At 65.3% G+C, this 22,304-nt stretch carries 33 protein-coding genes and 1 pseudogene; 7 read left to right on the forward strand and 27 right to left on the reverse strand.

Translation table 11 applies throughout. From position 1 onward, the window contains the following. Positions 1-94 precede the first annotated feature (94 nt). The 10 genes from ASF45_RS21360 to ASF45_RS21405 form a co-directional block, all read right to left on the reverse strand. Positions 95-541 (reverse strand): acyltransferase, encoded by a 447-nt coding sequence (locus ASF45_RS21360; protein WP_056667569.1) that lies wholly within the window; start codon positions 539-541, stop codon positions 95-97. 137 nt (positions 542-678) lie between these two features. Beyond that, a complete protein-coding gene (locus ASF45_RS21365) occupies positions 679-1,098 on the reverse strand; it encodes a F0F1 ATP synthase subunit epsilon (protein ID WP_056667572.1) in 420 nt (139 codons plus the stop codon). Positions 1,099-1,118: 20 nt separating this feature from the next. After that, positions 1,119-2,525: a F0F1 ATP synthase subunit beta gene (atpD, locus tag ASF45_RS21370; RefSeq protein ID WP_056667575.1), complete on the reverse strand. Its 1,407-nt coding sequence runs from the start codon at positions 2,523-2,525 to the stop codon at positions 1,119-1,121. A gap of 33 nt (positions 2,526-2,558) precedes the next feature. Next, on the reverse strand, positions 2,559-3,443 hold the full coding sequence (gene atpG, locus ASF45_RS21375; protein WP_056667578.1) for a F0F1 ATP synthase subunit gamma: 885 nt from the start codon (positions 3,441-3,443) through the stop codon (positions 2,559-2,561). A 23-nt stretch (positions 3,444-3,466) separates the two neighbouring features. Continuing rightward, on the reverse strand, positions 3,467-5,020 hold the full coding sequence (atpA, locus tag ASF45_RS21380; RefSeq protein ID WP_056667581.1) for a F0F1 ATP synthase subunit alpha: 1,554 nt from the start codon (positions 5,018-5,020) through the stop codon (positions 3,467-3,469). A 45-nt stretch (positions 5,021-5,065) separates the two neighbouring features. Beyond that, positions 5,066-5,596 carry a F0F1 ATP synthase subunit delta gene (locus ASF45_RS21385; protein ID WP_056667584.1) on the reverse strand — a complete coding sequence of 177 codons (531 nt, stop codon included), beginning with the start codon at positions 5,594-5,596 and terminating at the stop codon, positions 5,066-5,068. A gap of 8 nt (positions 5,597-5,604) precedes the next feature. After that, on the reverse strand, positions 5,605-6,075 hold the full coding sequence (locus ASF45_RS21390) for a F0F1 ATP synthase subunit B (protein WP_056667587.1): 471 nt from the start codon (positions 6,073-6,075) through the stop codon (positions 5,605-5,607). 42 nt (positions 6,076-6,117) lie between these two features. Further along, positions 6,118-6,378 carry a F0F1 ATP synthase subunit C gene (gene atpE, locus ASF45_RS21395; RefSeq protein ID WP_056667590.1) on the reverse strand — a complete coding sequence of 87 codons (261 nt, stop codon included), beginning with the start codon at positions 6,376-6,378 and terminating at the stop codon, positions 6,118-6,120. A 59-nt stretch (positions 6,379-6,437) separates the two neighbouring features. Beyond that, positions 6,438-7,316 (reverse strand): F0F1 ATP synthase subunit A, encoded by an 879-nt coding sequence (atpB, locus tag ASF45_RS21400; RefSeq protein WP_056667593.1) that lies wholly within the window; start codon positions 7,314-7,316, stop codon positions 6,438-6,440. A 2-nt stretch (positions 7,317-7,318) separates the two neighbouring features. After that, positions 7,319-7,798 carry an ATP synthase subunit I gene (locus tag ASF45_RS21405; RefSeq protein ID WP_056667595.1) on the reverse strand — a complete coding sequence of 160 codons (480 nt, stop codon included), beginning with the start codon at positions 7,796-7,798 and terminating at the stop codon, positions 7,319-7,321. Positions 7,799-7,970: 172 nt separating this feature from the next. Here ASF45_RS21405 and ASF45_RS21410 point away from each other — a divergent pair, with 172 nt between their 5' ends. From ASF45_RS21410 to lipA, 4 genes are read left to right on the forward strand one after another with little or no spacing between them, the layout of a single operon-like run. Then, positions 7,971-8,840, forward strand: coding sequence for an aminotransferase class IV (locus tag ASF45_RS21410; protein ID WP_056667598.1), 870 nt, complete (start codon positions 7,971-7,973; stop codon positions 8,838-8,840). A 10-nt stretch (positions 8,841-8,850) separates the two neighbouring features. Beyond that, complete coding sequence (locus ASF45_RS21415; protein WP_056667601.1) at positions 8,851-9,147, forward strand: YbeD family protein; 297 nt, start codon at positions 8,851-8,853, stop codon at positions 9,145-9,147. Positions 9,148-9,160: 13 nt separating this feature from the next. Continuing rightward, complete coding sequence (gene lipB, locus ASF45_RS21420; RefSeq protein ID WP_082551184.1) at positions 9,161-9,832, forward strand: lipoyl(octanoyl) transferase LipB; 672 nt, start codon at positions 9,161-9,163, stop codon at positions 9,830-9,832. 5 nt (positions 9,833-9,837) lie between these two features. Further along, on the forward strand, positions 9,838-10,824 hold the full coding sequence (gene lipA, locus ASF45_RS21425) for a lipoyl synthase (protein WP_056667604.1): 987 nt from the start codon (positions 9,838-9,840) through the stop codon (positions 10,822-10,824). Positions 10,825-10,839: 15 nt separating this feature from the next. On the opposite strand, the gene ptsP is transcribed toward lipA, so the two are convergent. Genes ptsP through ASF45_RS21445 form a run of 4 tightly spaced genes read right to left on the reverse strand, consistent with a single transcriptional unit; the run spans position 10,840 to position 13,866 of the window. Then, complete coding sequence (ptsP, locus tag ASF45_RS21430) at positions 10,840-12,609, reverse strand: phosphoenolpyruvate--protein phosphotransferase (RefSeq protein ID WP_056667608.1); 1,770 nt, start codon at positions 12,607-12,609, stop codon at positions 10,840-10,842. Between the two features lie 22 nt (positions 12,610-12,631). Beyond that, positions 12,632-12,901 carry an HPr family phosphocarrier protein gene (locus tag ASF45_RS21435; RefSeq protein ID WP_056667611.1) on the reverse strand — a complete coding sequence of 90 codons (270 nt, stop codon included), beginning with the start codon at positions 12,899-12,901 and terminating at the stop codon, positions 12,632-12,634. Next, a complete protein-coding gene (locus ASF45_RS21440; protein ID WP_056667614.1) occupies positions 12,870-13,313 on the reverse strand; it encodes a PTS sugar transporter subunit IIA in 444 nt (147 codons plus the stop codon). Before ASF45_RS21440 ends, ASF45_RS21435 begins: the two co-directional genes overlap by 32 nt. Before the next feature lie 10 nt (positions 13,314-13,323). Next, complete coding sequence (locus tag ASF45_RS21445; RefSeq protein ID WP_056667618.1) at positions 13,324-13,866, reverse strand: hypothetical protein; 543 nt, start codon at positions 13,864-13,866, stop codon at positions 13,324-13,326. Positions 13,867-13,925: 59 nt separating this feature from the next. Here ASF45_RS21445 and ASF45_RS21450 point away from each other — a divergent pair, with 59 nt between their 5' ends. From ASF45_RS21450 to ASF45_RS21460, 3 genes are all read left to right on the forward strand, one after another. Then, positions 13,926-15,065: a hypothetical protein gene (locus ASF45_RS21450; RefSeq protein ID WP_156473126.1), complete on the forward strand. Its 1,140-nt coding sequence runs from the start codon at positions 13,926-13,928 to the stop codon at positions 15,063-15,065. Positions 15,066-15,131: 66 nt separating this feature from the next. Beyond that, positions 15,132-15,632, forward strand: a complete 501-nt coding sequence (locus tag ASF45_RS21455) for a TlpA disulfide reductase family protein (RefSeq protein WP_056667623.1) — start codon at positions 15,132-15,134, stop codon at positions 15,630-15,632. 98 nt (positions 15,633-15,730) lie between these two features. After that, complete coding sequence (locus ASF45_RS21460) at positions 15,731-16,213, forward strand: GNAT family N-acetyltransferase (protein ID WP_056667626.1); 483 nt, start codon at positions 15,731-15,733, stop codon at positions 16,211-16,213. Between the two features lie 21 nt (positions 16,214-16,234). Here ASF45_RS21460 and ASF45_RS21465 read toward each other — a convergent pair whose 3' ends face one another. The 13 genes and pseudogenes from ASF45_RS21465 to ASF45_RS34740 form a co-directional block, all read right to left on the reverse strand. Beyond that, entirely contained in the window at positions 16,235-16,741 is a 507-nt protein-coding gene (locus ASF45_RS21465) for a peroxiredoxin (RefSeq protein ID WP_056667629.1), read from the reverse strand. A gap of 92 nt (positions 16,742-16,833) precedes the next feature. After that, positions 16,834-17,103 (reverse strand): 30S ribosomal protein S17, encoded by a 270-nt coding sequence (gene rpsQ, locus ASF45_RS21470; RefSeq protein ID WP_056667632.1) that lies wholly within the window; start codon positions 17,101-17,103, stop codon positions 16,834-16,836. A gap of 11 nt (positions 17,104-17,114) precedes the next feature. Then, positions 17,115-17,336, reverse strand: coding sequence for a 50S ribosomal protein L29 (gene rpmC, locus ASF45_RS21475; protein WP_056667635.1), 222 nt, complete (start codon positions 17,334-17,336; stop codon positions 17,115-17,117). A gap of 14 nt (positions 17,337-17,350) precedes the next feature. After that, complete coding sequence (gene rplP / locus ASF45_RS21480) at positions 17,351-17,767, reverse strand: 50S ribosomal protein L16 (RefSeq protein ID WP_056667638.1); 417 nt, start codon at positions 17,765-17,767, stop codon at positions 17,351-17,353. Between the two features lie 2 nt (positions 17,768-17,769). Then, entirely contained in the window at positions 17,770-18,627 is an 858-nt protein-coding gene (gene rpsC / locus ASF45_RS21485) for a 30S ribosomal protein S3 (protein WP_056667641.1), read from the reverse strand. 15 nt (positions 18,628-18,642) lie between these two features. After that, positions 18,643-18,972 carry a 50S ribosomal protein L22 gene (gene rplV, locus ASF45_RS21490; protein ID WP_056667645.1) on the reverse strand — a complete coding sequence of 110 codons (330 nt, stop codon included), beginning with the start codon at positions 18,970-18,972 and terminating at the stop codon, positions 18,643-18,645. Positions 18,973-18,981: 9 nt separating this feature from the next. Further along, positions 18,982-19,260 carry a 30S ribosomal protein S19 gene (gene rpsS / locus ASF45_RS21495; protein ID WP_013899633.1) on the reverse strand — a complete coding sequence of 93 codons (279 nt, stop codon included), beginning with the start codon at positions 19,258-19,260 and terminating at the stop codon, positions 18,982-18,984. A gap of 10 nt (positions 19,261-19,270) precedes the next feature. Further along, complete coding sequence (gene rplB, locus ASF45_RS21500; protein WP_056667648.1) at positions 19,271-20,095, reverse strand: 50S ribosomal protein L2; 825 nt, start codon at positions 20,093-20,095, stop codon at positions 19,271-19,273. Between the two features lies 1 nt (position 20,096). Beyond that, positions 20,097-20,420, reverse strand: coding sequence for a 50S ribosomal protein L23 (gene rplW / locus ASF45_RS21505; RefSeq protein ID WP_056667650.1), 324 nt, complete (start codon positions 20,418-20,420; stop codon positions 20,097-20,099). Next, positions 20,417-21,040: a 50S ribosomal protein L4 gene (gene rplD / locus ASF45_RS21510; RefSeq protein WP_056667653.1), complete on the reverse strand. Its 624-nt coding sequence runs from the start codon at positions 21,038-21,040 to the stop codon at positions 20,417-20,419. Before rplD ends, rplW begins: the two co-directional genes overlap by 4 nt. After that, positions 21,040-21,714, reverse strand: a complete 675-nt coding sequence (gene rplC / locus ASF45_RS21515; RefSeq protein WP_056667656.1) for a 50S ribosomal protein L3 — start codon at positions 21,712-21,714, stop codon at positions 21,040-21,042. The genes rplD and rplC overlap by 1 nt, the downstream gene beginning before the upstream one ends. Positions 21,715-21,876: 162 nt before the next feature. Continuing rightward, positions 21,877-22,191, reverse strand: coding sequence for a 30S ribosomal protein S10 (rpsJ, locus tag ASF45_RS21520; RefSeq protein ID WP_010104119.1), 315 nt, complete (start codon positions 22,189-22,191; stop codon positions 21,877-21,879). A 14-nt stretch (positions 22,192-22,205) separates the two neighbouring features. Next, positions 22,206-22,304 (reverse strand): annotated as a pseudogene (locus ASF45_RS34740) (elongation factor Tu); the annotation flags it as partial.

Genomic DNA, 22,304 nt, shown 5'->3' on the forward strand with positions numbered 1-22,304 from the left:
GCGTTCGCCTCGGGAGTTCAGGCGGCAGCAGGCCACCGCAGCCGACCAGGCGCTTTATTGCGAATAGGGCGGGACCGGGAATACGGGGGCAACATCACAGGGACCAGGTGTGCGTGAAGGCGTTGAACTCCGCGCGCGGCGAGAAATACCCATCGCTGAACAACACCAGCGCGAAGTTGCTCAGCCCGAAGATGGACCCGATGCCCGCATACGCCGTCGTCTCGCTGAGCCATGACGACGGCACCAGCAGCGTGGTCGCCAGGCCGGTCAGCAGGACGCAGACCAGCAATGCAGGAAAGATGCGCACGATGCGGCGCGCATAGAAGCTCAGCAGGTAGGGGCCGAACCGATCGTCATGGCGGTGCGCCAGGCTGGCACTGACCACATAGCCGGAGATCACGAAAAAGACGTCGACCCCGGCAAAGCCACCGGGCAGGAACGACGCGCGCATGTGGAACAGCAGGACCGACAACACGGCCACGGCGCGCAGCCCGTCGATGCCTGGGATGTAGCCGTCTGCGGGCCTGGTAGTTGCCGTCATGAAAGCTGCGCTCCGCGCAGGAATGAACGTGGAAAAAGATGCATCTGCAAGTAGCAAAAAAAATGCCACCTTGCGGTGGCATCTCGTGGCAGAGCGCCGGCACGAACAACCTCGGCGTTCATGGCGACGGCGCCAACTTACTTCTTCTGCCGGTACTTGCGCAGCGCAGCGATCTGCGCCGCCATCACGGCCAGCTCGGACTGCGCCTTGGCGATGTCCAGCTCGCCCTTGGCGTTGCGCAGCGCTTCCTCGGCCGCAGCCTTGGCCGCGTTGGCTTTCTCGTCGTCCAGGTCCTTGCCGCGGATGGCGGTGTCGGACAGCACGGTGACCGCATTGGGCTGCACTTCGAGAATGCCGCCGGCCACGAAGATGAACTCTTCGCTGCCATCGGGACGCTCGATGCGCACCGAGCCGGGCTTGATGCGCGTGATCAGCGGCACGTGCCGCGGAAAGATGCCGAGCTCGCCGGCCTCGCCAGGCAAGGCCACGAAGCGGGCCTCACCCGAGAAGATGGACTCCTCGGCACTGACGACGTCAACTTGGAATGTCGTTGCCATGGGGTTCCTTCCAACGCCGATCAGGCGATCTTCTTGGCCTTTTCGAAGGCCTCGTCGATGGTACCGACCATGTAGAAGGCCTGCTCGGGCAGGTGGTCGCATTCGCCGGCCGTGATCATCTTGAAACCACGGATGGTTTCGGCCAGCGGCACGTACTTGCCAGGCGAGCCCGTGAACACTTCAGCGACGTGGAAGGGCTGCGACAGGAAACGCTGGATCTTGCGGGCGCGGGCCACGGCCAGCTTGTCTTCGGGCGCGAGCTCGTCCATGCCCAGGATCGCGATGATGTCGCGCAGTTCCTTGTAGCGCTGCAGCGTGCCCTGCACGGCGCGGGCCGTGTCGTAGTGGTCGGCACCGACCACCAGCGGGTCCAGCTGGCGGCTGGTGGAGTCCAGCGGGTCCACGGCCGGGTAGATGCCCAGCGAAGCGATGTCACGCGACAGCACCACGGTGGAATCCAAGTGGGCGAAGGTCGTGGCAGGCGAAGGGTCGGTCAAGTCGTCCGCAGGCACGTACACGGCCTGGATCGAGGTGATGGAACCCACCTTGGTCGAGGTGATGCGCTCTTGCAGGCGGCCCATTTCCTCGGCCAGCGTCGGCTGGTAGCCCACGGCGGAAGGCATGCGGCCCAGCAGCGCGGACACTTCGGTGCCGGCCAGCGTGTAACGGTAGATGTTGTCCACGAAGAACAGCACGTCCTTGCCTTCGTCGCGGAACGACTCGGCGATGGTCAGGCCGGTCAGGGCCACGCGCAGACGGTTGCCCGGGGGCTCGTTCATCTGGCCGTAGACCATGGCCACCTTGGACTCTTCCAGGTTCTCCAGGTTCACGACGCCGGAGTCGGCCATCTCATGGTAGAAGTCGTTGCCTTCGCGGGTACGTTCGCCCACACCAGCGAACACCGACAGACCACTGTGGGCCTTGGCGATGTTGTTGATGAGTTCCATCATGTTCACGGTCTTGCCCACGCCGGCACCGCCGAACAGGCCCACCTTGCCGCCCTTGGCGAACGGGCAGACCAGGTCGATCACCTTGATGCCGGTTTCCAGCAGTTCCTGCGACGGCGACAGCTCGTCGTAGGCCGGTGCCTTGCGGTGGATCGAGGCCGTCAGGGCCTGGTCGACCGGACCACGTTCGTCGATGGGGCTGCCCAGCACGTCCATGATGCGGCCCAGCGTGGCCTTGCCGACTGGCACCATGATGGAAGCGCCGGTGTTGAACACCACGGAACCGCGGCGCAGACCGTCAGACGAGCCCAGCGCGATGGTGCGGACCACGCCGTCGCCAAGCTGCTGCTGGACTTCCAGCGTCAGCGCCGAACCTTCCATCTTCAGCGCGTCGTAGACCTTGGGCATCTGGTCGCGCGGGAACTCGACGTCCACCACAGCGCCGATACATTGAACAATCTTGCCTTGTGCTTGAGCCATTGTTTGCTCCAAAAATTTTGAATCGGGTGGGCGTCAGACCGCAGCAGCACCCGCGACGATCTCGGAGAGTTCCTTCGTGATCGCCGCCTGACGCGACTTGTTGTAGACCAACTTGAGCTCGGCAATCACATTGCCGGCGTTGTCGGTCGCGGACTTCATGGCCACCATGCGTGCGGACTGCTCCGACGCCATGTTCTCGGCCACGGCCTGGTAGACCAGCGCCTCCACGTAGCGGACCAGCAGTTCGTTGATGACGGATTGCGCGTCGGGCTCGTAGATGTAATCCCAGCTGTGCGTGCTCGGCTTGGCTTCGGCCTTGGCCTCGTCGCTGATCTTCGCATTCGACAGCGGCAGCAGCGGCTCGATCACCGACTCCTGCTTCATCGTATTGATGAAGCGGGTGTAGCAGAGGTAGACCGCGCCGAGCTTGCCTTCGGCGTACGCATCGAGCAGCACCTTGACGGGGCCGACCAGCTTGTCCAGGTGCGGCGTATCGCCCAGATGCGTCACGTGGGCGACGACCTTGGCGTTCATGCGGTTCAGGAACCCCAGGCCCTTGCCACCGATGGCCACCGTCAGCGGCGTGCCACCGGCCGTCTGCACATCGCGCAGCTTGCCCGTCAGCAGACGCAGCAGGTTGGTGTTCAAGCCACCGCACAGACCCTTGTCGGTCGTCACGACGATGAAGCCGACGTCCTTGGCTTCATTCGTCTTCATGAAGGCGTGCGTGTACTCCGGATTCGCCTCGCCAAGGTGGGCCGCGATGTCGCGGATCTTGGTGGCGTACGGACGCGCAGCGCGCATCCGTTCCTGGGCCTTGCGCATCTTGGACACCGAGACCATTTCCATGGCCTTGGTGATCTTCTTGGTGTTCTCGACCGATTTGATCTTGCCGCGAATCTCTTTACCAGCAGCCATGCAAGACTCCTTTGCTTAGGTGATCAGGCAAAGGACTTCTTGAACGCGCCGATGGCGGCCGACAGCTCGGCTTCTGCGTCCTTGTCCAGGGCCTTCGTCGACTCCAGCTTGGCCAGCAGCGCGGCGTTCTTGTCCTTCAGGTAGGCGTGCAGGCCATGTTCGAACGGCAGCACCTTCTTGACGTCGATGTCGTCCATGAAGCCCTTGTTCACGGCGAACAGCGTGGCGCCCATCAGGCTGATCGGCAGCGGCGCGTACTGGGCCTGCTTGAGCAGTTCCGTCACGCGGGCTCCGCGGTCCAGCTGCTTGCGGGTGGCTTCGTCCAGGTCGGAAGCGAACTGCGCGAACGCAGCCAGTTCACGGTACTGGGCCAGGTCGGTACGGATACCGCCGGACTGGCCCTTGATGATCTTGGTCTGGGCCGAGGAACCGACGCGCGACACCGAGATACCGGCGTTGATGGCGGGGCGGATGCCGGCGTTGAACAGCGACGTTTCCAGGAAGATCTGGCCGTCGGTGATCGAGATCACGTTGGTCGGCACAAAGGCGGACACGTCGCCGGCCTGCGTTTCGATGATCGGCAGTGCCGTCAGCGAACCGGTCTTGCCCTTGACTTCGCCCTTGGTGAAGGCTTCCACGTAGTCGGCGTTCACGCGGGCGGCGCGCTCGAGCAGACGGCTGTGGAGGTAGAACACGTCGCCGGGGTAGGCTTCACGGCCTGGCGGGCGGCGCAGCAGCAGCGAGACCTGGCGGTAGGCGACGGCCTGCTTGGACAGGTCGTCATAGACGATCAGCGCGTCTTCGCCGCGGTCGCGGAAGTACTCGCCCATCGTGCAGCCGGAGTAGGCCGACAGGTACTGCATGGCAGCGGATTCGGACGCCGAAGCGGCCACGACGATGGTGTATTCCATCGCGCCGGCCTGCTCCAGGGCGCGCACCACGTTCTTGATCGAGGACGCCTTCTGGCCGATCGCAACGTAGACGCAGGTCATGTTCTGACCCTTCTGGTTGATGATCGCGTCGATCGCCACCGCGGTCTTGCCGGTCTGGCGGTCGCCGATGATCAGCTCGCGCTGGCCGCGGCCGACGGGCACCATGGAGTCGATGGACTTCAGGCCGGTCTGCATGGGCTGGTCGACCGACTTGCGGGCGATCACACCAGGCGCGACCTTCTCGATCACGTCCGTCAGCTTGGCATTGACGGGACCCTTGCCGTCGATCGGCTGGCCCAGTGCGTTGACCACGCGGCCGATCAGTTCGGGGCCGACCGGCACTTCCAAGATGCGGCCGGTGCACTTGACGGTGTCGCCTTCGGAAATGTGCTCGTACTCGCCCAGAATCACCGCGCCGACGGAGTCGCGCTCCAGGTTCAGGGCCAGACCGAAGGTCTGCGCGCCGCTCGGCGTCGCCGGGAATTCCAGCATTTCGCCCTGCATCACGTCCGACAGGCCGTGCACGCGCACGATGCCGTCGGTCACGGAGACCACGGTGCCCTGGTTGCGGATGTCGGCGCTGACGCCGAGACCTTCGATGCGGCTCTTGATCAGTTCGGAAATTTCTGCGGGATTGAGCTGCATGACTCTTTCCTTATTCAATATTGGGAGACACCGTCGCCGACCGCATCAAGCGGTGAGCGCAGCTTTCATCTGTTCCAGGCGGGCCTTGACCGAGGTGTCGAGCACCTCGTCACCGACCACGGCACGGATGCCGCCGATCAGTGCCGGATCGATCTCGACCCGGGTCGTCAGCTTGCGGCCGAAGCGTTGCTCCAGCGTGGCCGAGACGTCCTGCAGCGCTTGCGCATCGATCGGGAAGGCGCTGTAGACCACCGCGTCGGACGCGCCCGTGGCGGCGTTCTTCAACGACCGGAACTGCGCCGCCGCTTCGGGCAGCGCAGCCAGGCGGTCGTTGTCGATCAGCACGCGCAGGAAATTCTTGCCCGCTTCGGGCAGGCCCTGCGGCACCAGTCCGGCGATCAGGTCGAACACCTGGGCAGGCGTGACCTTGGGGTTGGCAGCGACCTGCAGCAGTTCCGGCTGGCCGGCTACCGCCGCCAGCTGGTCCAGCCAGGCCTGCGCGCCGCTCAGGTCGGACGCGCTGGCCTTGAACAAGGCCTCTGCATAGGGACGCGCAATGGTCGCGAGTTCGGCCATGGCGTTCCTCAGAGTTCCGTCTTCAGGCGTTGCAGCAGGTCTGCATGCACGCCGGCATTGACTTCCTTGCGCAGGATCTGCTCGGCACCCTTGACGGCCAACACGGCGACCTGCTCGCGCAGGGCCTCGCGTGCACGCACGGTCTGCTGCTCGGCCTCGTCGTGCGCGGCGGCGACGATCTTGGCGGCTTCTTGCGTGGCGCGGCTCTTGGCCTCGTCGATGATCTGCTGAGCGCGGCGCTCGGCGTCGGCCAGGCGGCCGGCGGTCTCGTTGCGCGAGGCTGCCAGTTCCTGCTCGACACGCTGGTTGGCGGAGCTGAGTTCGGCCTTGGCCTTTTCAGCGGCCGCCAGGCCAGCTGCGACTTTCTGTGCCCGTTCATCCAGCGCCTTTGCAATGGGCGGCCACACGAACTTCATCGTGAACAGCACCAGTAGCAGGAAGACGACGGCCTGAACGAACAGGGTTGCGTTGATACTCACGTCAACACTCCTCTACTTCTAGGCGGGGCGTCGAACGCGGGATCAGGCGGCGGGCAGTGCTGCGATGAACGGGTTGGCGAAAGCGAACAGCAGGGCGATGGCCACGCCGATCAGGAAGGCCGCGTCGATCAGACCGGCCAAGATGAACATCTTGGTTTGCAGGTCGTTCATGAGTTCAGGCTGGCGTGCCGAAGACTCGAGGAACTTGCCACCCATCAGGGCAATACCGATGGAAGCACCGATCGCGCCGAGACCGACGATCAAACCACAAGCCAGAGCGACGAGACCGAGAACGTTTGCCATGATGACTCCTTAGATAAATGAAAAGGCAAGAGAAAAGAAACGAGATTTAAACCGCGGGCTCAATGAGCCTCATGCGCCTGACCCAGATAGATGAGCGTTAGCATCATGAAGATGAAAGCCTGCAGCGTGATCACGAGGATGTGGAACACCGCCCAGATGAAGCCAGCGACCACGTGACCCAACGTGAGTGCCATGCCGGAGAAGCTGAAGGCCATGGCGCCACCCATCAGGGCAATCAACATGAACACCAGTTCGCCTGCATACATGTTGCCGAACAACCGCATGCCATGCGAGACGGTCTTGGCAAGATATTCGATGCCCTGCATCAGCAGGTTGATGGGCCACAGCACGGGGTGGGCGCCGAAGGGAGCGGTGATGAGTTCATGGCCCCAGCCACCCAGACCCTTGATCTTGATGCTGTACAGGAAGCACAGAAACAGCACGGAGGTGGACAGGCCCAGTGTCGTGGACAGGTCGGCCGTCGGCACGACGCGCATGTAGGCGTGGTGCGGGTCGTGGCCCAGTGCGCTGTAGACATGGGTCCAGGCGCTCGGCAGCAGGTCGACCGGCAGCATGTCCATGGCGTTCATCAGGAAGATCCAGACGAACACGGTCAGTGCCAGCGGAGCGATGAACTTGCGGCTCTGCGCGTTGTGGATGTTGGCCTTGGCCTGGTTGTCGACCATCTCGACCAGCAGCTCGACCGCGGCCTGAAAGCGGCCGGGCACGCCCGAAGACACCTTGCGCGCGGCCAGCCACATCACGAAGCAGCCGATCACGCCCAGGATCACCGAGTACAGGACGGAGTCCAGGTTGATGACATTGAAGTCGACGATGGCCGTCTGCTTCACGGGATTGAGAGCCCAATCCACCTGCCAATGTTGCAAGTGGTGGACGATGTACTCACTTGCGGTCGGTGCGTGTCCTTCAGCGGCCATCTTCAAGGTCTCTTCAGTTCCGTTTTCAACAACTTCGGCCGAGCCACCAGGGCCAGCCAATACATCTTCAGTGCAGCCACCACACCGGCCAGCATGGCCAGCCAGTGCAGGTCTGCAACCAGCCACCAAGCCGCACCGAGCATCAGCACGCTCAGGCCCAGCTTCACCATCTCCCAGACCGCGAACCGCAGCATCGCTGCCTGCGAATTCGCGGGCGAGATGCGCATGGCCCGCACGAACAGCGCGGCAGGCAGGGCGATCGCCAGGGCGCCATACAAGGCGGACCAGGCGGCCGACCACTCGCGCACCCACAGCAGCGCAATGGCCGACACAAGCACACCCACACCCACTTGGGCCGCAATCACCCACCAGGGCGAGAGCACGGGATTTGCGTCGCGCAAGCGTTGCGCCTCTTCGGCGGTCAAGGGCTTGAAATCTGCGACTTCAGCGTCCATCTCGGATACAGGAGCTTGTTGGTTCATTTCTTATCGCTCCTGCTGCGCTGTGCTTCCAAGCCGCGCGGCGGGCAGCGCCTGGGCGCCATCTGCTGCAGCTTGTGAAGCCTCCCCCGAGAATTTCGCAAAGCCACTTATTATACGTAGAAACCCCTGACGCTCGAAAGCTTCACGCTTGCGGCGTTGCATTTGCGCCCGCATGACCTCCGCCACGCTCCCCGATTTCCTGTGCCATCTTGACGGTGCATTGCTGCCCTTGCGCGACGCCAAGGTCAGCGTACTCGACCGTGGTTTCATCTTCGGCGACGGCATCTATGAGGTCGTGCCGATCTATGGCGGTCGGCTGTTCGGCTTCGCGTCGCACATAGCGCGGCTGGCGCGCTCACTGGCGGAGATCGGCATCCCGAATCCACACGGCGAAGCCGCCTGGCGCGGCATCGCCGAGCAGTTGCTGGCGGCCTGCCCGCCCGCGCCGCTGCAGGCGCTCTACCTGCAGGTCACGCGCGGCGTCGCCATGCGCGAGCACACCATCCCGGACCGACTCACGCCAACCGTGTTCGCGATGCTCAATCCCATGAAGCCGGTGCCCGACGCCGCCCGTGCCGCCGGCGTGGCCTGCGTGACGGCCGAGGACTTTCGCTGGAAGAAGGCCCACATCAAGAGCACCAGCCTGCTGGGCGCGGTGCTGGCGCGCCAGATCAGTGCGCAGGTCGGTGCGACCGAGACCGTGATGTTCCGCAACGGCCTGCTCAGCGAGGCCTCGGCCAGCAATGTCTGGATCGTGCAGGACGGCCGGCTCAGCGGCGTGACGCCCGACGAACTGGTGCTGCGCGGCATCCGCTACGGCGTGATCGAGCAGCTGTGCCGCGAAGCCGGCATCGCGTTCTCGCTGCGCGCCATCACACGCGAGGAGGTATTCGCCGCCGACGAGGTGCTGCTGTCCTCAGCCAGCAAGGAAGTGCTGCCCGTCACGCAGCTGGACAGCCGCCCCGTTGCCAATGGCCGACCCGGCCCCATCTACAAGCGGCTGTACGCGCTTTACCAGCAGGTCAAGGCTCGCGCCGAATAGAAAGCCCCGAATGAACGAAATCCCCGACACCCCGCAACCCGAAGCGCGCAAGGACTCGCTGATCGACTACCCCTCGCCGTTCCCGATCAAGGTCATGGGCACCAAGGCCGATGGCTTCGTGCATGCCGTGACCGCCATCGCGCGCCAGTTCGACCCGGCATTCGACGCCAGCACGGTCGAGCTGCGCGAAAGCAAGGGCGGCAACTACCTGGGCGTGACGGTCACGGTGACCGCCACCTCGCGCGAGCAACTCGACGAGCTCTACCGCACGCTGAGCACGCACCCCATGGTCAAGGTGGTGCTGTAAGCACGTGTCCGTGATCCGCATCGAGCAGCGGGGCCTCGTCGACTGCGCCGCGGTGTGCGCCGAGATGCAGGCCTTCACGGCCGCACGCGGCGCCGACACGCCCGACGCGCTCTGGGTCTGCGAGCACCCGCCCGTGTTCACCCAGGGCCTGGCCGGCAAGCCCGAGCACCTGCTGCTGCCGGGCGACATTCCGGTGCTGGCCACCAACCGCGGCGGACAGGCCACCTACCATGGGCCCGGCCAGGTCGTGGTCTATCCGCTGATCGACCTGCAGCGCGCCGGCTACTACGTCAAGGAGTACGTGCACCGCATCGAGGAGGCCGTGCTGCGCACGCTGGCCCACTTCGGCGTGACCGGCCACCGCGTGCGCGGTGCACCGGGCATCTACGTGCGGCTGGACGACCCCTTTGGCCACGCCCGGCTGGAACCCACACCCGACGGCGAGGAGCCGCGCTTCATCGGCCTGGGAAAGATCGCCGCGCTGGGCATCAAGGTCAGCCGGCACTGCACCTACCACGGCGTGGCGCTCAACGTGGCCATGGACCTGGAGCCCTTCGGCCGCATCAACCCTTGCGGCTATGCCGGACTGCAGACGGTGGACCTTTCTACAATCGGCCTCCCCATCACCTGGAACGAAGCGGCGTCGGTGCTGAGCAACAAGCTCGCCACCCACCTCGCCCCCTGACCGCCATGAGCAGCACCGAAGTCGTCCGCGACGCGCAAGACGCCGCCAGCTACAACGCATCCGCCAAGCAGAAGGCCGCGGCCAAGCTCTCGCGCATCCCGGTCAAGGTCGAGCAGGCCGAGACGCTCAAGAAGCCCGACTGGATCCGCGTGAAGGCCGGCTCGCCGACCACGCGCTTCTACGAGATCAAGCAGATCCTGCGCGAGAGCAACCTGCACACGGTCTGCGAGGAGGCCTCCTGCCCCAACATCGGCGAATGCTTCGGCAAGGGCACGGCCACCTTCATGATCATGGGCGACAAGTGCACGCGGCGCTGCCCGTTCTGCGACGTTGGCCACGGCCGCCCCGATCCGCTGGACGCGGACGAGCCGCTGAACCTGGCCAAAACGATCGCCAAGCTGCGCCTCAAGTACGTGGTCATCACGAGCGTGGACCGCGACGACCTGCGCGACGGTGGCAGCGGCCACTTCGTCGAATGCATCCGCCAGACGCGCGCGCTGTCGCCGACGACGCAGATCGAGATCCTGGTGCCCGACTTCCGCGGCCGCGACGACCGCGCGCTGGAGATCCTCAAGGCCGCACCGCCGGACGTGATGAACCACAACCTGGAAACCGCGCCGCGCCTGTACAAGCAGGCCCGCCCCGGCAGCGACTACCAGTTCAGCCTGAACCTGCTCAAGAAGTTCAAGGCCCTGCACCCCAGCGTGCCGACCAAGAGCGGCATCATGGTCGGCCTGGGCGAGACCGACGAAGAGATCCTGCAGGTCATGCGCGACATGCGCGCGCACGACATCGACATGCTGACCATCGGCCAGTACCTGGCGCCCAGCACCAGCCACCTGCCGGTGCGCCGCTACGTGCACCCGGACACCTTCAAGATGTTCGAGGAAGAGGCCTACAAGATGGGCTTCAGCCACGCCGCCGTGGGCGCCATGGTGCGTTCCAGCTACCACGCCGACCAGCAGGCCGGCCACGTGCTGGCCGCCCACTGAGCCAGCAAGGGCGTCTCAGCCCTTGGCCAGCAGCGCGGCCGGGTCGTCGGCCGCGAGCACCTGCTGCGCCCAGGCCGCCAGCTTGCCGGCATCGGCGCGCAGCACCTCCTGCTTGACCGCCAGGATCTGCGCCGGGTGCATGGAGAAACTGCGCAGGCCCAGACCCAGCAGCAACCGCGTGAACTGCACGTCGCCCGCCATCTCGCCGCACACGCTGACACCCTTGCCCTGGGCGCGGCATTCCGCGATGGTGTCGGCCAGCAGGCGCAGCACGGCCGGGTGCAGTGGGTCGTACAGATGGGCGACCGACTCGTCCGCGCGGTCGATGGCCAGCGTGTACTGGATCAGGTCGTTGGTGCCGATCGACAGGAAATCGAAGTACTTGAGGAACAGCCGCACCGTCAGCGCAGCGGCCGGCACCTCGATCATGGCGCCGAGTTGCACGGCGCCATGGGCCGCACCGCGGTTGTCGAGTTCGGCGCGCGCGAAGTCGATCAGCGAGAGCGTCTGCCGGATCTCGCTGCCATGGGCCAGCATGGGAATCAGCAGGTGCACCGGGCCGTGCACGGCCGCGCGCAGGATGGCCCGCAGTTGGGTGCGGAACATGGCCGGGTCGGCCAGGCTCCAGCGGATCGCGCGCAAGCCCAGCGCCGGGTTCAGGTGCGCATCGTCCTTGGCCGCGCGATCCAGCGGCTTGTCGGCACCCACGTCCACCGTGCGGATCGTGACCGGCAAGCCCTCCATGCCCAGCACAGCGCGGCGGTAGGCCTGGTACTGCTCTTCCTCGTCGGGCAGATGGCCCTGGCGGCCCATGAACAGGAACTCGCTGCGAAACAGGCCGACACCGGCGGCCCCGCCCTTGAAGGCGCCTGGCGCGTCCTCGGGCATCTCGATGTTGGCCAGCAGTTCGATGCGCTCGCCATCCAGTGTGATGGCCGGGGTGTGGCGCAGGCGCGCCAGGCGTTCGCGCTCGAGCTCACCCTGGCGCTGCTTGAAGCCGTACTCGGCCAGGATGATGGCCGAGGGGTCGACGATGACCACGCCGGCATCGCCATCGATGATGACCCAGTCGTCCTGGCGCACCAGCTGGCTGGCCGCGCGCGCACCGACCACCGCCGGGATGTCCATGCTGCGCGCCACGATGGCGGTATGCGAGGTCTTGCCGCCGACATCGGTCACGAAGCCCGCGAACACGCTCTGCTTGAACTGCAGCATGTCGGCCGGCGACAGGTCGTGTGCGATCAGCACCAGCGGCACGTCCACGGTGTCGTCCAGCAGCAGGTCCTGCTGGGTCTTGCGGCGTGGAGCGGTCGGCGGCGCCACGGGCGAGGCCACACCCTTCATGTAGCGCAGGATGCGCTCGACGACCTGCTCGAGGTCGGCCTTGCGCTCGCGCAGGTACTCGTCCTCCATTTCGTCGAACTGGCGGGCGATGATCTCCAGCTGTGTGGTCAGCGCCCATTCGGCGTTGTACAGGCGGTCGGTGATCCAGTGCTTGACGCCGCTGGTCAGAGCCTCGTCCTGCAGCAGCATGAGGTGCACGTCCAGCATGGCCGACAGCTCGTGCGGCGCATCGTTGGGGCCCATCTGGGCCACACTCAGCTGCAGCCGGTGCAGCTCGTCGATGACGGCGTTGCGGCCGGCGCGCAGCCGGTCGATCTCGCCGGCAATGCGCTCAGGCTCGATGAAGTAGTGCGCCACCTCGACGCGGCTGGACGCCATCAGCACCGCGCGGCCGATTGCCACCCCGCGGGCCACCGGCAGGCCGTGCAGGGAGAAGGTCACCGCATGCCCCGCATCGCCGCGCTCACGCGGCTTCGCCGAACTTGTCGGCGATCAGCGCCAGCACGGCGTCCATGGCTTCCTGCTCCTGCGGCCCGTCGGTGTCGATCACCACGGTGCTGCCCAGGCCGGCGGCCAGCATCATCACGCCTATGATGCTCTTGGCGTTCACGCGCCGCTCGCCCTTGGCGATCCAGACTTCGCACGGAAAACTGCCCGCCAGCTTGGTCAGCTTGGCGGACGCGCGGGCGTGCAGCCCGAGCTTATTGTTGATGCTCGTGGTGGCTTTGATCATTCCTCTTCCTTGCCTGGTTCTGCGGCGCTGTGATCGCCACCTGCATGACCCCTTGCGTGCCGCCCACCAGGGCACGCGCGACGAGCGCCTCCAGCGGCTCGTGCCGGTAGCTCACCGTGCGCAACAGCATGGGCAGGTTGACGCCCGCCACCAGCTTGCTGCGCACGCCGTCGACCAGCCGCTGGGCCACGTTGCAGGGCGTGGCGCCGAACACATCGGTCAGCACCAGGATGGGTGCATTGCCCATCTGCGCCATGGCGATGCGGGCCGCGCCGAAGGTCTCGTCGGGAGACACATGGGGCAGGACATCCAGCGCCTGCACGCCGCGCTCGCAGTCGGGGAATACGTGCAATGCGCACTGGCGCAGTGCGTGCGCCAGCGGCGCATGGGCGACGATCAAGATGCCGGTCATGACTGCAGGATTATGGTGCCGGCGCGAAACTGGAGAAAAAGCTCTCGGCCACCTCGGCGCGCGCCTGCGGCGCGAAGACAACGCCGTGCACGAGATGCAAGCCTGCCGCATCGGCCGTGGCGAACCACACCGCGTGCATGGCAACAGCTGCGCCATCGGCCCTGCGCCCTTCGGCAAGCAGGCGCAGGCCCGCGCCCAAGATCCCCACGCCAGACGGGGCCCAGGCCTGCTCCACCTCGGTGTGGGCTTGCACATGGGCCAGGACGGCGGCCTTCCAGCCCGCCAGCAACGGGGCTGCGTCCAGCCCTGCGGCAAGCGGCGCCTGCACATGCGAGACCGCGAAAGTGGCGCCATCGGCGTCGCAGCCCAGCATGCGCAGCGGCAGCTGACGCCCACCCATCGCGACCTCGCGTTCGGCGCGGTCGGGCTTGCAGGGCAGCAGCATGCGCAGCGGCATGCCCTCGATGCGGACCTCCCGCCAGTTCAATGCGGGGCTGCAGGCCAGCAGCACGGCCGTCAGCAGTGCCAAAGACCAGGGGCGGGTGCGCGTCATGGCGCGGATTATCGAGCGCGTGCACCAGGTGGTCGGCCCATTAAACTGAATGGCTGTCCATGACCCACGACGCAGACTCCAAGCCGGCAATGCCCGGCATGCCGCCCTTGCCGCCGCACCCGCCAGCGCCGGCTGCGAGGACGGCGCTTGCCCATGCCAGCCTGGCCGGCGCGGTTGGCGACGCACTCGGCCCGCCAATGGAAGAGGCACACGCCATCGTCCAGGAGTTCCTGCGCAGCGGCAAGATCGCCCGCGCCCAGCTGCAGCGGCTCGGCGCCGCGGTGGAAGACGGGCTGCTGGTCGCGCAGCAGAGCCGGCAGCTGGCGACACTGGCCGAGCCGCTGCGTGCGTCCACCGGCGCGGCGCAACGCCTGGACATCCTCGTGTCGCAGGCGCTGGCGCGGCAGATGCCCAGCCTGCAACACCACCGCGTGCAGGTGCGCCAGCACAGCGCATCGCCGGCCTGGGTGGCCATCGACGCCGAACTGCTGCAACGCCTGCTCGATGCAGCCATCGCCTGGTGCACCCGGCCCGATCACCGGCTAACGGTCTCGCTCGATGCCTCGGGCGACATGGCGATCGCGCTGCTGCGCCTGCGCCTGCGTGCAGACGGCGCCTCCCCCACCGGGCCGGACACGCGGCAGCGCCTGTCCTGGCATCTGCTGGAGACGCTGGCGCGTGTGACGGGCACCCGCCTGGCGCACCAGAGCCATGGCGACGAGACGGTGCTGACACTGGGCTTGCCGCAACTGCACGAGGTCGCCGCCGACCCCTTGCCCGGAGACCTGCTCACCAGCCAGGATTCGCTGGTGGGCAGCGCGGCCGTGCCGCTGCAGCACCAGCGCGTGCTGCTGATCACGCGGCACGAGGTGGTGCGCCTGGAGGTCGAGCATGTTTGCGAAAGCCTCGGCGCCCTGGTCGACTGGGTTGCGACCGGCACTGCAGCACAGCGCCAGTTCGCGCAGACCCGGGCCGACCTCGTGCTGGTGGATGCCCGCAACATCGACGCCGCGACACAGCGCCTGCAGCAGGAGCTTCAGGCGGCGGCGCCCGACATCCCATGGATCGAGATCGCACAAGACGCAGCCAGCGCGTCGCTGACCCAGTGGATGCGCGAAGACAGCCTGACGCTGCACAATCTGCGCAGCCAACTGGCCAGCACGCTGCTGTATGGCCTGTCGCGGGCACATGCGCGCTGAAATGCGCTTGCCCACAGAACTTTTCCGCCTTTGCCGAGCCGTTCTTCCGGTCCGCTCCCCACCGCCATGAAAAAGCTCTACTCCCTCGCTGCCGTCGCCGTCCTGTTGGCTGCGGGCGCATTCGGCTACCACGTGATGGCGACCTCCACGCCGGCGCCGGATGCCAGGTACGTGCTGCTCGATGGCAGCACGGTGGACACGCAGGCCATGAAGGGCCGCGTCACGCTGGTCAACTTCTGGGCCACGAGCTGCGTGACCTGCGTGGCCGAGATGCCGCGCATCATCGCCACACACGACAAGTACAACGCACAGGGCTACGACACGCTGGCCGTCGCCATGCAATACGACCCACCCAGCTATGTCGTGAACTTCGCCGAGACGCGCAAGCTGCCGTTCCGCGTGGCCATCGACAACACCGGCAGCGTGGCCAAGGCCTGGGGCGACATCCAGCTGACGCCCACGACCTTCGTCGTCAACAAGCGCGGCGAGATCGTCAAGCGCTACGTGGGCGAGCCCGACTTCGCCGAGTTGCACCGCCTGATCGAGAAGCTGCTGGCCGAGGCCTGAGTGCCGGCCACCCGGCAGGGCAGGGTTGGGGTTACACGAGTTGGGCCATGGGGCACGAGTCGCTACACTGGGCCGTGCCCTCGCCTGCCCGACTGCCGATGCCAAAGATCAGCATCATCCAGCCCGACGACCCTGCGCTGCTGGACGCGACGCGTGAAATCTTCTCCGAGTACGCCGCCAGCCTCGGCGTGGACCTTCAGTTCCAGCAGTTCGATGCAGAGCTCGCCACGCTGCCCGGCGTCTACGCGTCTCCGCGCGGCACGTTGCTGCTGGCACTGGTCGACGACGCCGTCGCCGGCTGTTGCGCATTGCGGCCGCTGGACGATGCGGATTACGCCAACGCCTGCGAGATGAAACGCCTGTACGTGCGCAAGGCCTTCCGCGGCTTCGGCCTGGGCCGGCAACTGGCAGAGCAGGCCCTGGACGCAGGGCGCCGGGCCGGCTATGGCTGCGTGCTGCTCGACACCCTGGACGACATGGAAGCCGCGCGCGCGCTGTACGAGGAGTTGGGGTTCGAGGAAGTGCCGCCCTACTACCACAACCCGATCGCGGGCGCGCACTACCTCAAGGCCGAGCTCTGAACAAGCCCGGCTCTACGGCCATCAGCCCTGGACCTGCTTGAGCAGCGTGGCTGCGTCGCTGACCTCGAACTTGCCGGGGCCCTCCACATTCAGTGCGGCGACCTTGCCGTCCTTGACCAACATGGAATAACGGTTGCTGCGCAGGCCCATGCCACGCGCGGTCAGATCCAGCGTCAGGCCGGTGGCCTTGGCGAAATCGGCGCTGCCGTCGGCCAGCATGCGGATCTTGCCAGCAGTCTTCTGGTCGCGCGCCCAGGCGCCCATCACGAAGGCGTCGTTGACGCTCACGCACCAGATCTCGTCCACCCCGGCGGCCTGCAGCGCAGCCTGGTTCTCGACATAGCCCGGCACATGCTTGGCCGAACAGGTCGGCGTGAAGGCGCCCGGCAGCGCGAACAAGGCGATCGTCTTGCCCGCACTGGCCTTGGCCACGTCGACGGGGTTGGGGCCGATGCTGCAACCCTCGCCTTCGACCTCGGAATACTCCATCAGCGTAGTGCTGGGCAGGCTGTCGCCGACTTTGATCATGTGCGTTCTCCTCTTGGGGGTTGAAAAACAAAAACGGCCCACATTGTGGGCCGTTTTTCAAAGCTTGCTTTGCCGGGGTCACCGGCAAGCCGTCACAGCTCGGGGGCCTTCTGGACCAGGCGGGTCGCAACCCAGGTCTTGGTCTTGGAGATCGGCCGGCTTTCGGTGATCTCGATGGTGTCGCCCAGCTTGTACTCGCTCTTTTCGTCATGAGCGTGGTACTTGCTGGACTTGCCCACGATCTTGCCGTAGAGCTCGTGCTTGACGCGGCGCTCGATCAGCACCGTCACCGTCTTGGCGCGCTTGTCGCTGACGACCTTGCCGATCAGAGTGCGCTTGAGGGAGGGTTTGGCTTCCGTCATCGTGCTACTCCTTACTTCGCAGCCGCATCAGCGCTGCGCTTTTGCACCAGGATGGTCTTGGCGCGCGCGATTTCGCGGCGCGTGCTGCGCAACGTCGCGGTGTTGTTCAGCTGCTGCGTGCCCTTTTGCATGCGCAGACCGAAATGGGCCTTCTGCAGTGCCTTGACTTCGGCTTCGAGGCCGGCTGCGTCCTTGGCGTGCAGGTTCTTGCGGGATTCCGTGATCTTGGACATTCAGGTTTCCTCGCTCATTGGCCAATCATGCGCGTCACGAAGGTCGTGCGCAGCGGCAGCTTGGCAGCAGCCAGGCGGAACGCTTCGCGGGCGAGCTCTTCGGGAACACCGACGATTTCGAACACGATCTTGCCGGGCTGGATTTCGGCCACGTAGTACTCGGGATTGCCCTTGCCGTTACCCATCCGGACTTCGGCGGGTTTTTGCGAGATGGGCTTGTCCGGGAACACGCGGATCCAGATGCGGCCGCCACGCTTCACGTGGCGGGAAATCGCACGACGGGCCGACTCGATCTGGCGTGCCGTCAGGCGGCCACGGTCGGTGCACTTCAGGCCGAAGTCGCCAAAGGCGACCGAGCTACCGCGCGTGGCGATGCCCGTGTTACGGCCCTTTTGCTCTTTGCGGTATTTGCGGCGAGCGGGTTGCAACATGATTACTCTCCTTTACCGTCGGTCGCACCAGCGGCCGGCGCGGCTACCTTGCGGACGCGCTGAACGGTAGATTTCGGCGCATTTGCGCCTGCGGTTTCATTGGGGCGGTCGCCACCGTCGCGGCGGGGGCCGCGGTTGGCAGGACGGTCACCCGGGCGGCCATCGCGGCGCGGACCACGCGGACGACGCTCTTCCTCGGCACGCGGCTCCTGCACTGCGGGTGCATCGCCACGGCCCAGGGTGTCACCCTTGTAGACCCAGACCTTGACGCCGATGACGCCGTAGGTGGTCTTGGCTTCGGACACGCCGTAGTCGATGTCCGCGCGCAGCGTGTGCAGGGGCACACGGCCTTCGCGGTACCACTCGGTACGGGCGATCTCGATGCCGTTCAGACGACCGGCGGACATGATCTTGATGCCCTGGGCGCCCAGACGCATCGCGTTCTGCATCGCGCGCTTCATGGCGCGGCGGAACATGATGCGCTTTTCCAGCTGCTGGGTGATGCTGTCGGCGATCAGCTTGGCATCGATTTCGGGCTTGCGCACTTCTTCGATGTTGACTGCCACCGGCACGCCCAGCTGCTTGGCCAGTTCGCGCTTGAGGTTCTCGATGTCCTCCCCCTTCTTGCCGATCACGACGCCCGGACGTGCCGAGAAGATCGTGATGCGGGCGTTCTTGGCGGGGCGCTCGATGAGCACGCGCGAAACCGACGCGTTCTTCAGCTTGGCCTTCAGGTACTCGCGCACCTTGATGTCTTCGGCCAGCATGCCGGCGAAGTCATTGTTGCTGGCGTACCAACGGCTGGACCAGTTGCGGCTCACCGCAAGGCGGAAGCCGGTCGGATGGATTTTCTGTCCCATAGCTTTCCAGACTTCTTAGTTGCCAACCGTCACGTACACATGGCACGTCGGCTTGCTGATGCGGTTGCCACGGCCCTTGGCGCGCGCGGTGAAACGCTTGAGCGTTGCACCTTGCTCGACATAGATGGTCTTGACCTTGAGCTCGTCGATGTCGGCACCGTCGTTGTGCTCGGCGTTCGCGATCGCGGACTCCAGCACCTTCTTGATGATGACAGCGGCCTTCTTCTGCGTGAATTGCAGCGTGTTCAGCGCCTGATCCACCTTCTTGCCGCGGATCAGGTCCGCCACCAGACGACCCTTGTCGACCGACAGACGGACACCCCGCAGGACTGCACGTGTTTCCATGGTCATTCCTTACTTCTTCTGGACTTTCTTGTCCGCAGGGTGACCCTTGAACGTACGGGTCAGTGCGAACTCGCCCAGCTTGTGACCGACCATCTGGTCGGTGATGTAGACCGGAACGTGCTGCTTGCCGTTGTGCACGGCGATCGTCAGACCGATGAACTCGGGCAGGATCATGGAGCGACGCGACCAGGTCTTGATCGGCTTCTTGTCCTTGGTGGTCACGGCCTTGTCGGCCTTGGCAACCAGGTGATGGTCCACAAAGGGACCCTTCTTGAGAGAGCGGGTCATGTGCTATCCCTTACTTCTTGCGACGCGACACGATCATCACCTGCGTGCGCTTGTTGTTGCGGGTGCGATAGCCCTTGGTCAGGTTGCCCCACGGGTCGACAGGATGGCGACCTTCACCGGTCTTGCCTTCACCACCACCGTGCGGGTGGTCCACCGGGTTCATGACGACGCCACGAACGGTCGGACGGATGCCTTGCCAGCGGGTGGCACCGGCCTTGCCCAGACGGCGCAGGCTGTGCTCTTCGTTGGCGACTTCACCAATCGTGGCGCGGCACTCGATGTGGATCTTGCGCACTTCGCCCGAACGCATACGCACCTGGGCGTAGGCGGATTCGCGGGCCAGCAGCGTGGCCGAAGCACCGGCGGAACGCGCGATCTGCGCACCCTTGCCCGGCTGCAGCTCGATGCAGTGGATCGTCGAACCGACGGGGATGTTGCGGATCGGCAGCGTGTTGCCGGCGCGGATCGGCGCTTCGGCGCCCGACAGCAGCGTCGCACCGACTTCAACACCGCGCGGGGCGATGATGTAGCGGCGCTCGCCGTCGGCGTAGCACACCAGGGCAATGTGGGCGGAACGGTTCGGGTCGTACTCGATGCGTTCGACCTTGGCCGGAATGCCGTCCTTGTTGCGCACGAAGTCCACCACGCGGTAATGGTGCTTGTGACCACCACCCTTGTGACGGGTCGTGATGTGCCCGTTGTTGTTGCGGCCGGCCTTCTGGAATTGCGGTTCCAGCAGCGGCGCGTGCGCAGCACCCTTGTGCAGGTGGTCGCGCGTCACCTTCACCATGCCGCGACGGCCTGGCGAGGTGGGCTTCATCTTGATGACGGCCATGTTATGCAGCCTCCCCGGTCAGTTGCAGTTCCTGGCCCGGTTGCAGGGTCACGTACGCCTTGCGCACGTTGTCCCGGCGGCCCATGGACTTGCCGAAGCGCTTGGCCTTGCCCTTGGTGTTGACCACGGACACGCCTTTGACCTCGACCTTGAACAGCAGTTGCACTGCGGCCTTGATCTCGTGCTTGGTCGCGTCCTGCAGCACCTTGAAGGTGACGGCGTTGGACTTCTCGGCGACCATGGTGGCCTTCTCGGAGACGACAGGCGCAACCAGCACCTGCATCAGACGGCCTTCGTCGAATTGCTTCGTCTTGGAGGAGCTCATGCGAACATCTCCTTGAGTTTGTCCATGGCGGCCTTCGTCACCAGGACCTTCTTGTAATGCACCAGCGACACGGGGTCAGCGTAGCGCGGCTCGACAACCAGCACATTGGCCAGGTTGCGGGAGGCCAGGTACAGGTTCTCGTCGACTTCGTCGGCGATGACCATGACCGAAGAGGCCAGGTTCAAGGCCTTCAGGCGCGTGGCCAGAGCCTTGGTCTTGGGCGAATCCACCGTCAGCGATTCAACGACAGCCAGGCGGCCTTCGCGGGCCAGCTGCGAGAAGATGGACGCCATGCCGGCGCGGTACATCTTCTTGTTGATCTTCTGGGTGAAGTTCTCATCCGGCATGTTCGGGAAAATCCGACCGCCCCCACGCCACAGCGGCGAGGACGTCATACCGGCACGTGCGCGACCCGTGCCCTTTTGCTTGAAAGGCTTCTTGGTCGAGTGCTTGACCTGCTCGCGGTCCTTCTGCGCACGCGTGCCCTGGCGGGCGTTGGCGCGGTAGGCCACGACGATCTGGTGCACCAGGTCTTCGTTGTAGTCACGACCGAACACGGTGTCGGGCACGTCCACCTTGGACGCGGCCTGGCCTTGGTCGTTCAGGAGTTCGAGCTGCATCAGTTCGCTCCCTTTTCAGTCTTGGCCTTGACGGCCGGACGCACCGTGACGAAACCGCCCTTGGAGCCGGGCACTGCGCCACGGATCATCAGCAGCTGGCGCGCTTCGTCGACGCGGATCACGTCGAGGTTTTGGGTGGTGACGGTGTCGTCGCCGAGGTGGCCCGACATCTTCTTGCCCGGGAACACGCGGCCCGGGTCCTGCGCCATGGAGATCGAGCCCGGCACGTTGTGCGAACGACTGTTACCGTGCGATGCGCGCTGCGAACCGAAATGGTGACGCTTGATGGTGCCGGTGAAGCCCTTGCCGATGGTCGTGCCTTGCACGTCCACCTTCTGGCCCACGGCGAAGAGTTCGGTGACGGGCAGGGTCGCGCCGGCAGCGTACTTCGCTGCGGCATCGGCCGTCACGCGGAATTCCTGGATGATTTCACCGGCTTCCACGCCTGCCTTGGCAAGGTGGCCGGCTTGCGGCTTGGTCACGCGCGATGCACGGCGTGCGCCGAACGTCACTTGCAGAGCGACGTAGCCGTCGTTCTCTTGGGTCTTGACCTGGGTCACACGGTTGTTGGACACGTCGACCACCGTGACGGGCACTGCATCGCCGTCGTCGGTGAACAAACGCATCATCCCAACCTTGCGTCCCAGCAACCCGAGGGAGTTGCTTTGACTCATTGTTTTCTCCGTGACTCCCACCACCCCGACTGCAATTGGCCGGGGTGTTTTGGCGTGGAAGATGGTTGATGATTCCCCACCCAAAATGGGCGGAGCCAAAAATTATAGCCCGGAGCTGCCGAAACGGCAACTCCGGGCCATGAGAGGTCGATCAGGCTGCGTTTATTGCAGCTTGATCTCGACGTCCACGCCGGCCGGCAGGTCCAGCTTCATCAGCGCGTCGACGGTCTTGTCGGTCGGGTCGACGATGTCCATCAGGCGCTGGTGCGTGCGGATCTCGAACTGGTCGCGGCTGGTCTTGTTGACGTGCGGCGAACGCAGGATGTCGAAACGCTTCATGCGCGTCGGCAGGGGCACGGGGCCCTTGACGATGGCGCCGGTGCGCTTGGCGGTGTCGACGATCTCGGCTGCGGACTGGTCGATCAGCTTGTAATCGAAGGCCTTCAGGCGGATGCGGATCTTTTGCTTGCTGCTCATGGTGTTCGCTCCGCTCACTCGATGATCTTGGCGACCACGCCGGCGCCGACGGTCTTGCCGCCTTCGCGGATGGCGAAGCGCAGGCCTTCTTCCATGGCGATCGGGTTGATCAG

It is taken from the genome of Pseudorhodoferax sp. Leaf265 (genome assembly GCF_001422365.1).
Lineage (GTDB): Bacteria > Pseudomonadota > Gammaproteobacteria > Burkholderiales > Burkholderiaceae_C > Pseudorhodoferax.

Bases quoted from the DNA above. Each gene is read 5' to 3' on its own strand.
- ASF45_RS21460 (WP_056667626.1), top strand. From the start codon at position 15,731: ATGCCAAAGATCAGCATCATCCAGCCCGACGACCCTGCGCTGCTGGAC.
- ASF45_RS21415 (WP_056667601.1), top strand. From the start codon at position 8,851: ATGAACGAAATCCCCGACACCCCGCAACCCGAAGCGCGCAAGGACTCG.
- ASF45_RS21405 (WP_056667595.1), bottom strand. From the start codon at position 7,798: ATGAACCAACAAGCTCCTGTATCCGAGATGGACGCTGAAGTCGCAGAT.
- rplD (WP_056667653.1), bottom strand. From the start codon at position 21,040: ATGCAGCTCGAACTCCTGAACGACCAAGGCCAGGCCGCGTCCAAGGTG.
- rplW (WP_056667650.1), bottom strand. From the start codon at position 20,420: ATGAGCTCCTCCAAGACGAAGCAATTCGACGAAGGCCGTCTGATGCAG.
- rpmC (WP_056667635.1), bottom strand. From the start codon at position 17,336: ATGTCCAAGATCACGGAATCCCGCAAGAACCTGCACGCCAAGGACGCA.
- lipA (WP_056667604.1), top strand. From the start codon at position 9,838: ATGAGCAGCACCGAAGTCGTCCGCGACGCGCAAGACGCCGCCAGCTAC.
- ASF45_RS21445 (WP_056667618.1), bottom strand. From the start codon at position 13,866: ATGACGCGCACCCGCCCCTGGTCTTTGGCACTGCTGACGGCCGTGCTG.
- rplC (WP_056667656.1), bottom strand. From the start codon at position 21,714: ATGAGTCAAAGCAACTCCCTCGGGTTGCTGGGACGCAAGGTTGGGATG.
- ASF45_RS21385 (WP_056667584.1), bottom strand. From the start codon at position 5,596: ATGGCCGAACTCGCGACCATTGCGCGTCCCTATGCAGAGGCCTTGTTC.
- ASF45_RS21365 (WP_056667572.1), bottom strand. From the start codon at position 1,098: ATGGCAACGACATTCCAAGTTGACGTCGTCAGTGCCGAGGAGTCCATC.
- rplP (WP_056667638.1), bottom strand. From the start codon at position 17,767: ATGTTGCAACCCGCTCGCCGCAAATACCGCAAAGAGCAAAAGGGCCGT.
- rplB (WP_056667648.1), bottom strand. From the start codon at position 20,095: ATGGCCGTCATCAAGATGAAGCCCACCTCGCCAGGCCGTCGCGGCATG.
- ASF45_RS21455 (WP_056667623.1), top strand. From the start codon at position 15,132: ATGAAAAAGCTCTACTCCCTCGCTGCCGTCGCCGTCCTGTTGGCTGCG.
- rplV (WP_056667645.1), bottom strand. From the start codon at position 18,972: ATGGAAACACGTGCAGTCCTGCGGGGTGTCCGTCTGTCGGTCGACAAG.
- ASF45_RS21465 (WP_056667629.1), bottom strand. From the start codon at position 16,741: ATGATCAAAGTCGGCGACAGCCTGCCCAGCACTACGCTGATGGAGTAT.
- rpsC (WP_056667641.1), bottom strand. From the start codon at position 18,627: ATGGGACAGAAAATCCATCCGACCGGCTTCCGCCTTGCGGTGAGCCGC.
- ASF45_RS21450 (WP_156473126.1), top strand. From the start codon at position 13,926: ATGACCCACGACGCAGACTCCAAGCCGGCAATGCCCGGCATGCCGCCC.
- ASF45_RS21435 (WP_056667611.1), bottom strand. From the start codon at position 12,901: ATGATCAAAGCCACCACGAGCATCAACAATAAGCTCGGGCTGCACGCC.
- rpsS (WP_013899633.1), bottom strand. From the start codon at position 19,260: ATGACCCGCTCTCTCAAGAAGGGTCCCTTTGTGGACCATCACCTGGTT.
- rpsJ (WP_010104119.1), bottom strand. From the start codon at position 22,191: ATGAGCAGCAAGCAAAAGATCCGCATCCGCCTGAAGGCCTTCGATTAC.
- ASF45_RS21360 (WP_056667569.1), bottom strand. From the start codon at position 541: ATGACGGCAACTACCAGGCCCGCAGACGGCTACATCCCAGGCATCGAC.
- atpE (WP_056667590.1), bottom strand. From the start codon at position 6,378: ATGGCAAACGTTCTCGGTCTCGTCGCTCTGGCTTGTGGTTTGATCGTC.
- rpsQ (WP_056667632.1), bottom strand. From the start codon at position 17,103: ATGACGGAAGCCAAACCCTCCCTCAAGCGCACTCTGATCGGCAAGGTC.
- atpG (WP_056667578.1), bottom strand. From the start codon at position 3,443: ATGGCTGCTGGTAAAGAGATTCGCGGCAAGATCAAATCGGTCGAGAAC.
- atpD (WP_056667575.1), bottom strand. From the start codon at position 2,525: ATGGCTCAAGCACAAGGCAAGATTGTTCAATGTATCGGCGCTGTGGTG.
- atpB (WP_056667593.1), bottom strand. From the start codon at position 7,316: ATGGCCGCTGAAGGACACGCACCGACCGCAAGTGAGTACATCGTCCAC.
- atpA (WP_056667581.1), bottom strand. From the start codon at position 5,020: ATGCAGCTCAATCCCGCAGAAATTTCCGAACTGATCAAGAGCCGCATC.
- ASF45_RS21440 (WP_056667614.1), bottom strand. From the start codon at position 13,313: ATGACCGGCATCTTGATCGTCGCCCATGCGCCGCTGGCGCACGCACTG.
- ASF45_RS21410 (WP_056667598.1), top strand. From the start codon at position 7,971: ATGACCTCCGCCACGCTCCCCGATTTCCTGTGCCATCTTGACGGTGCA.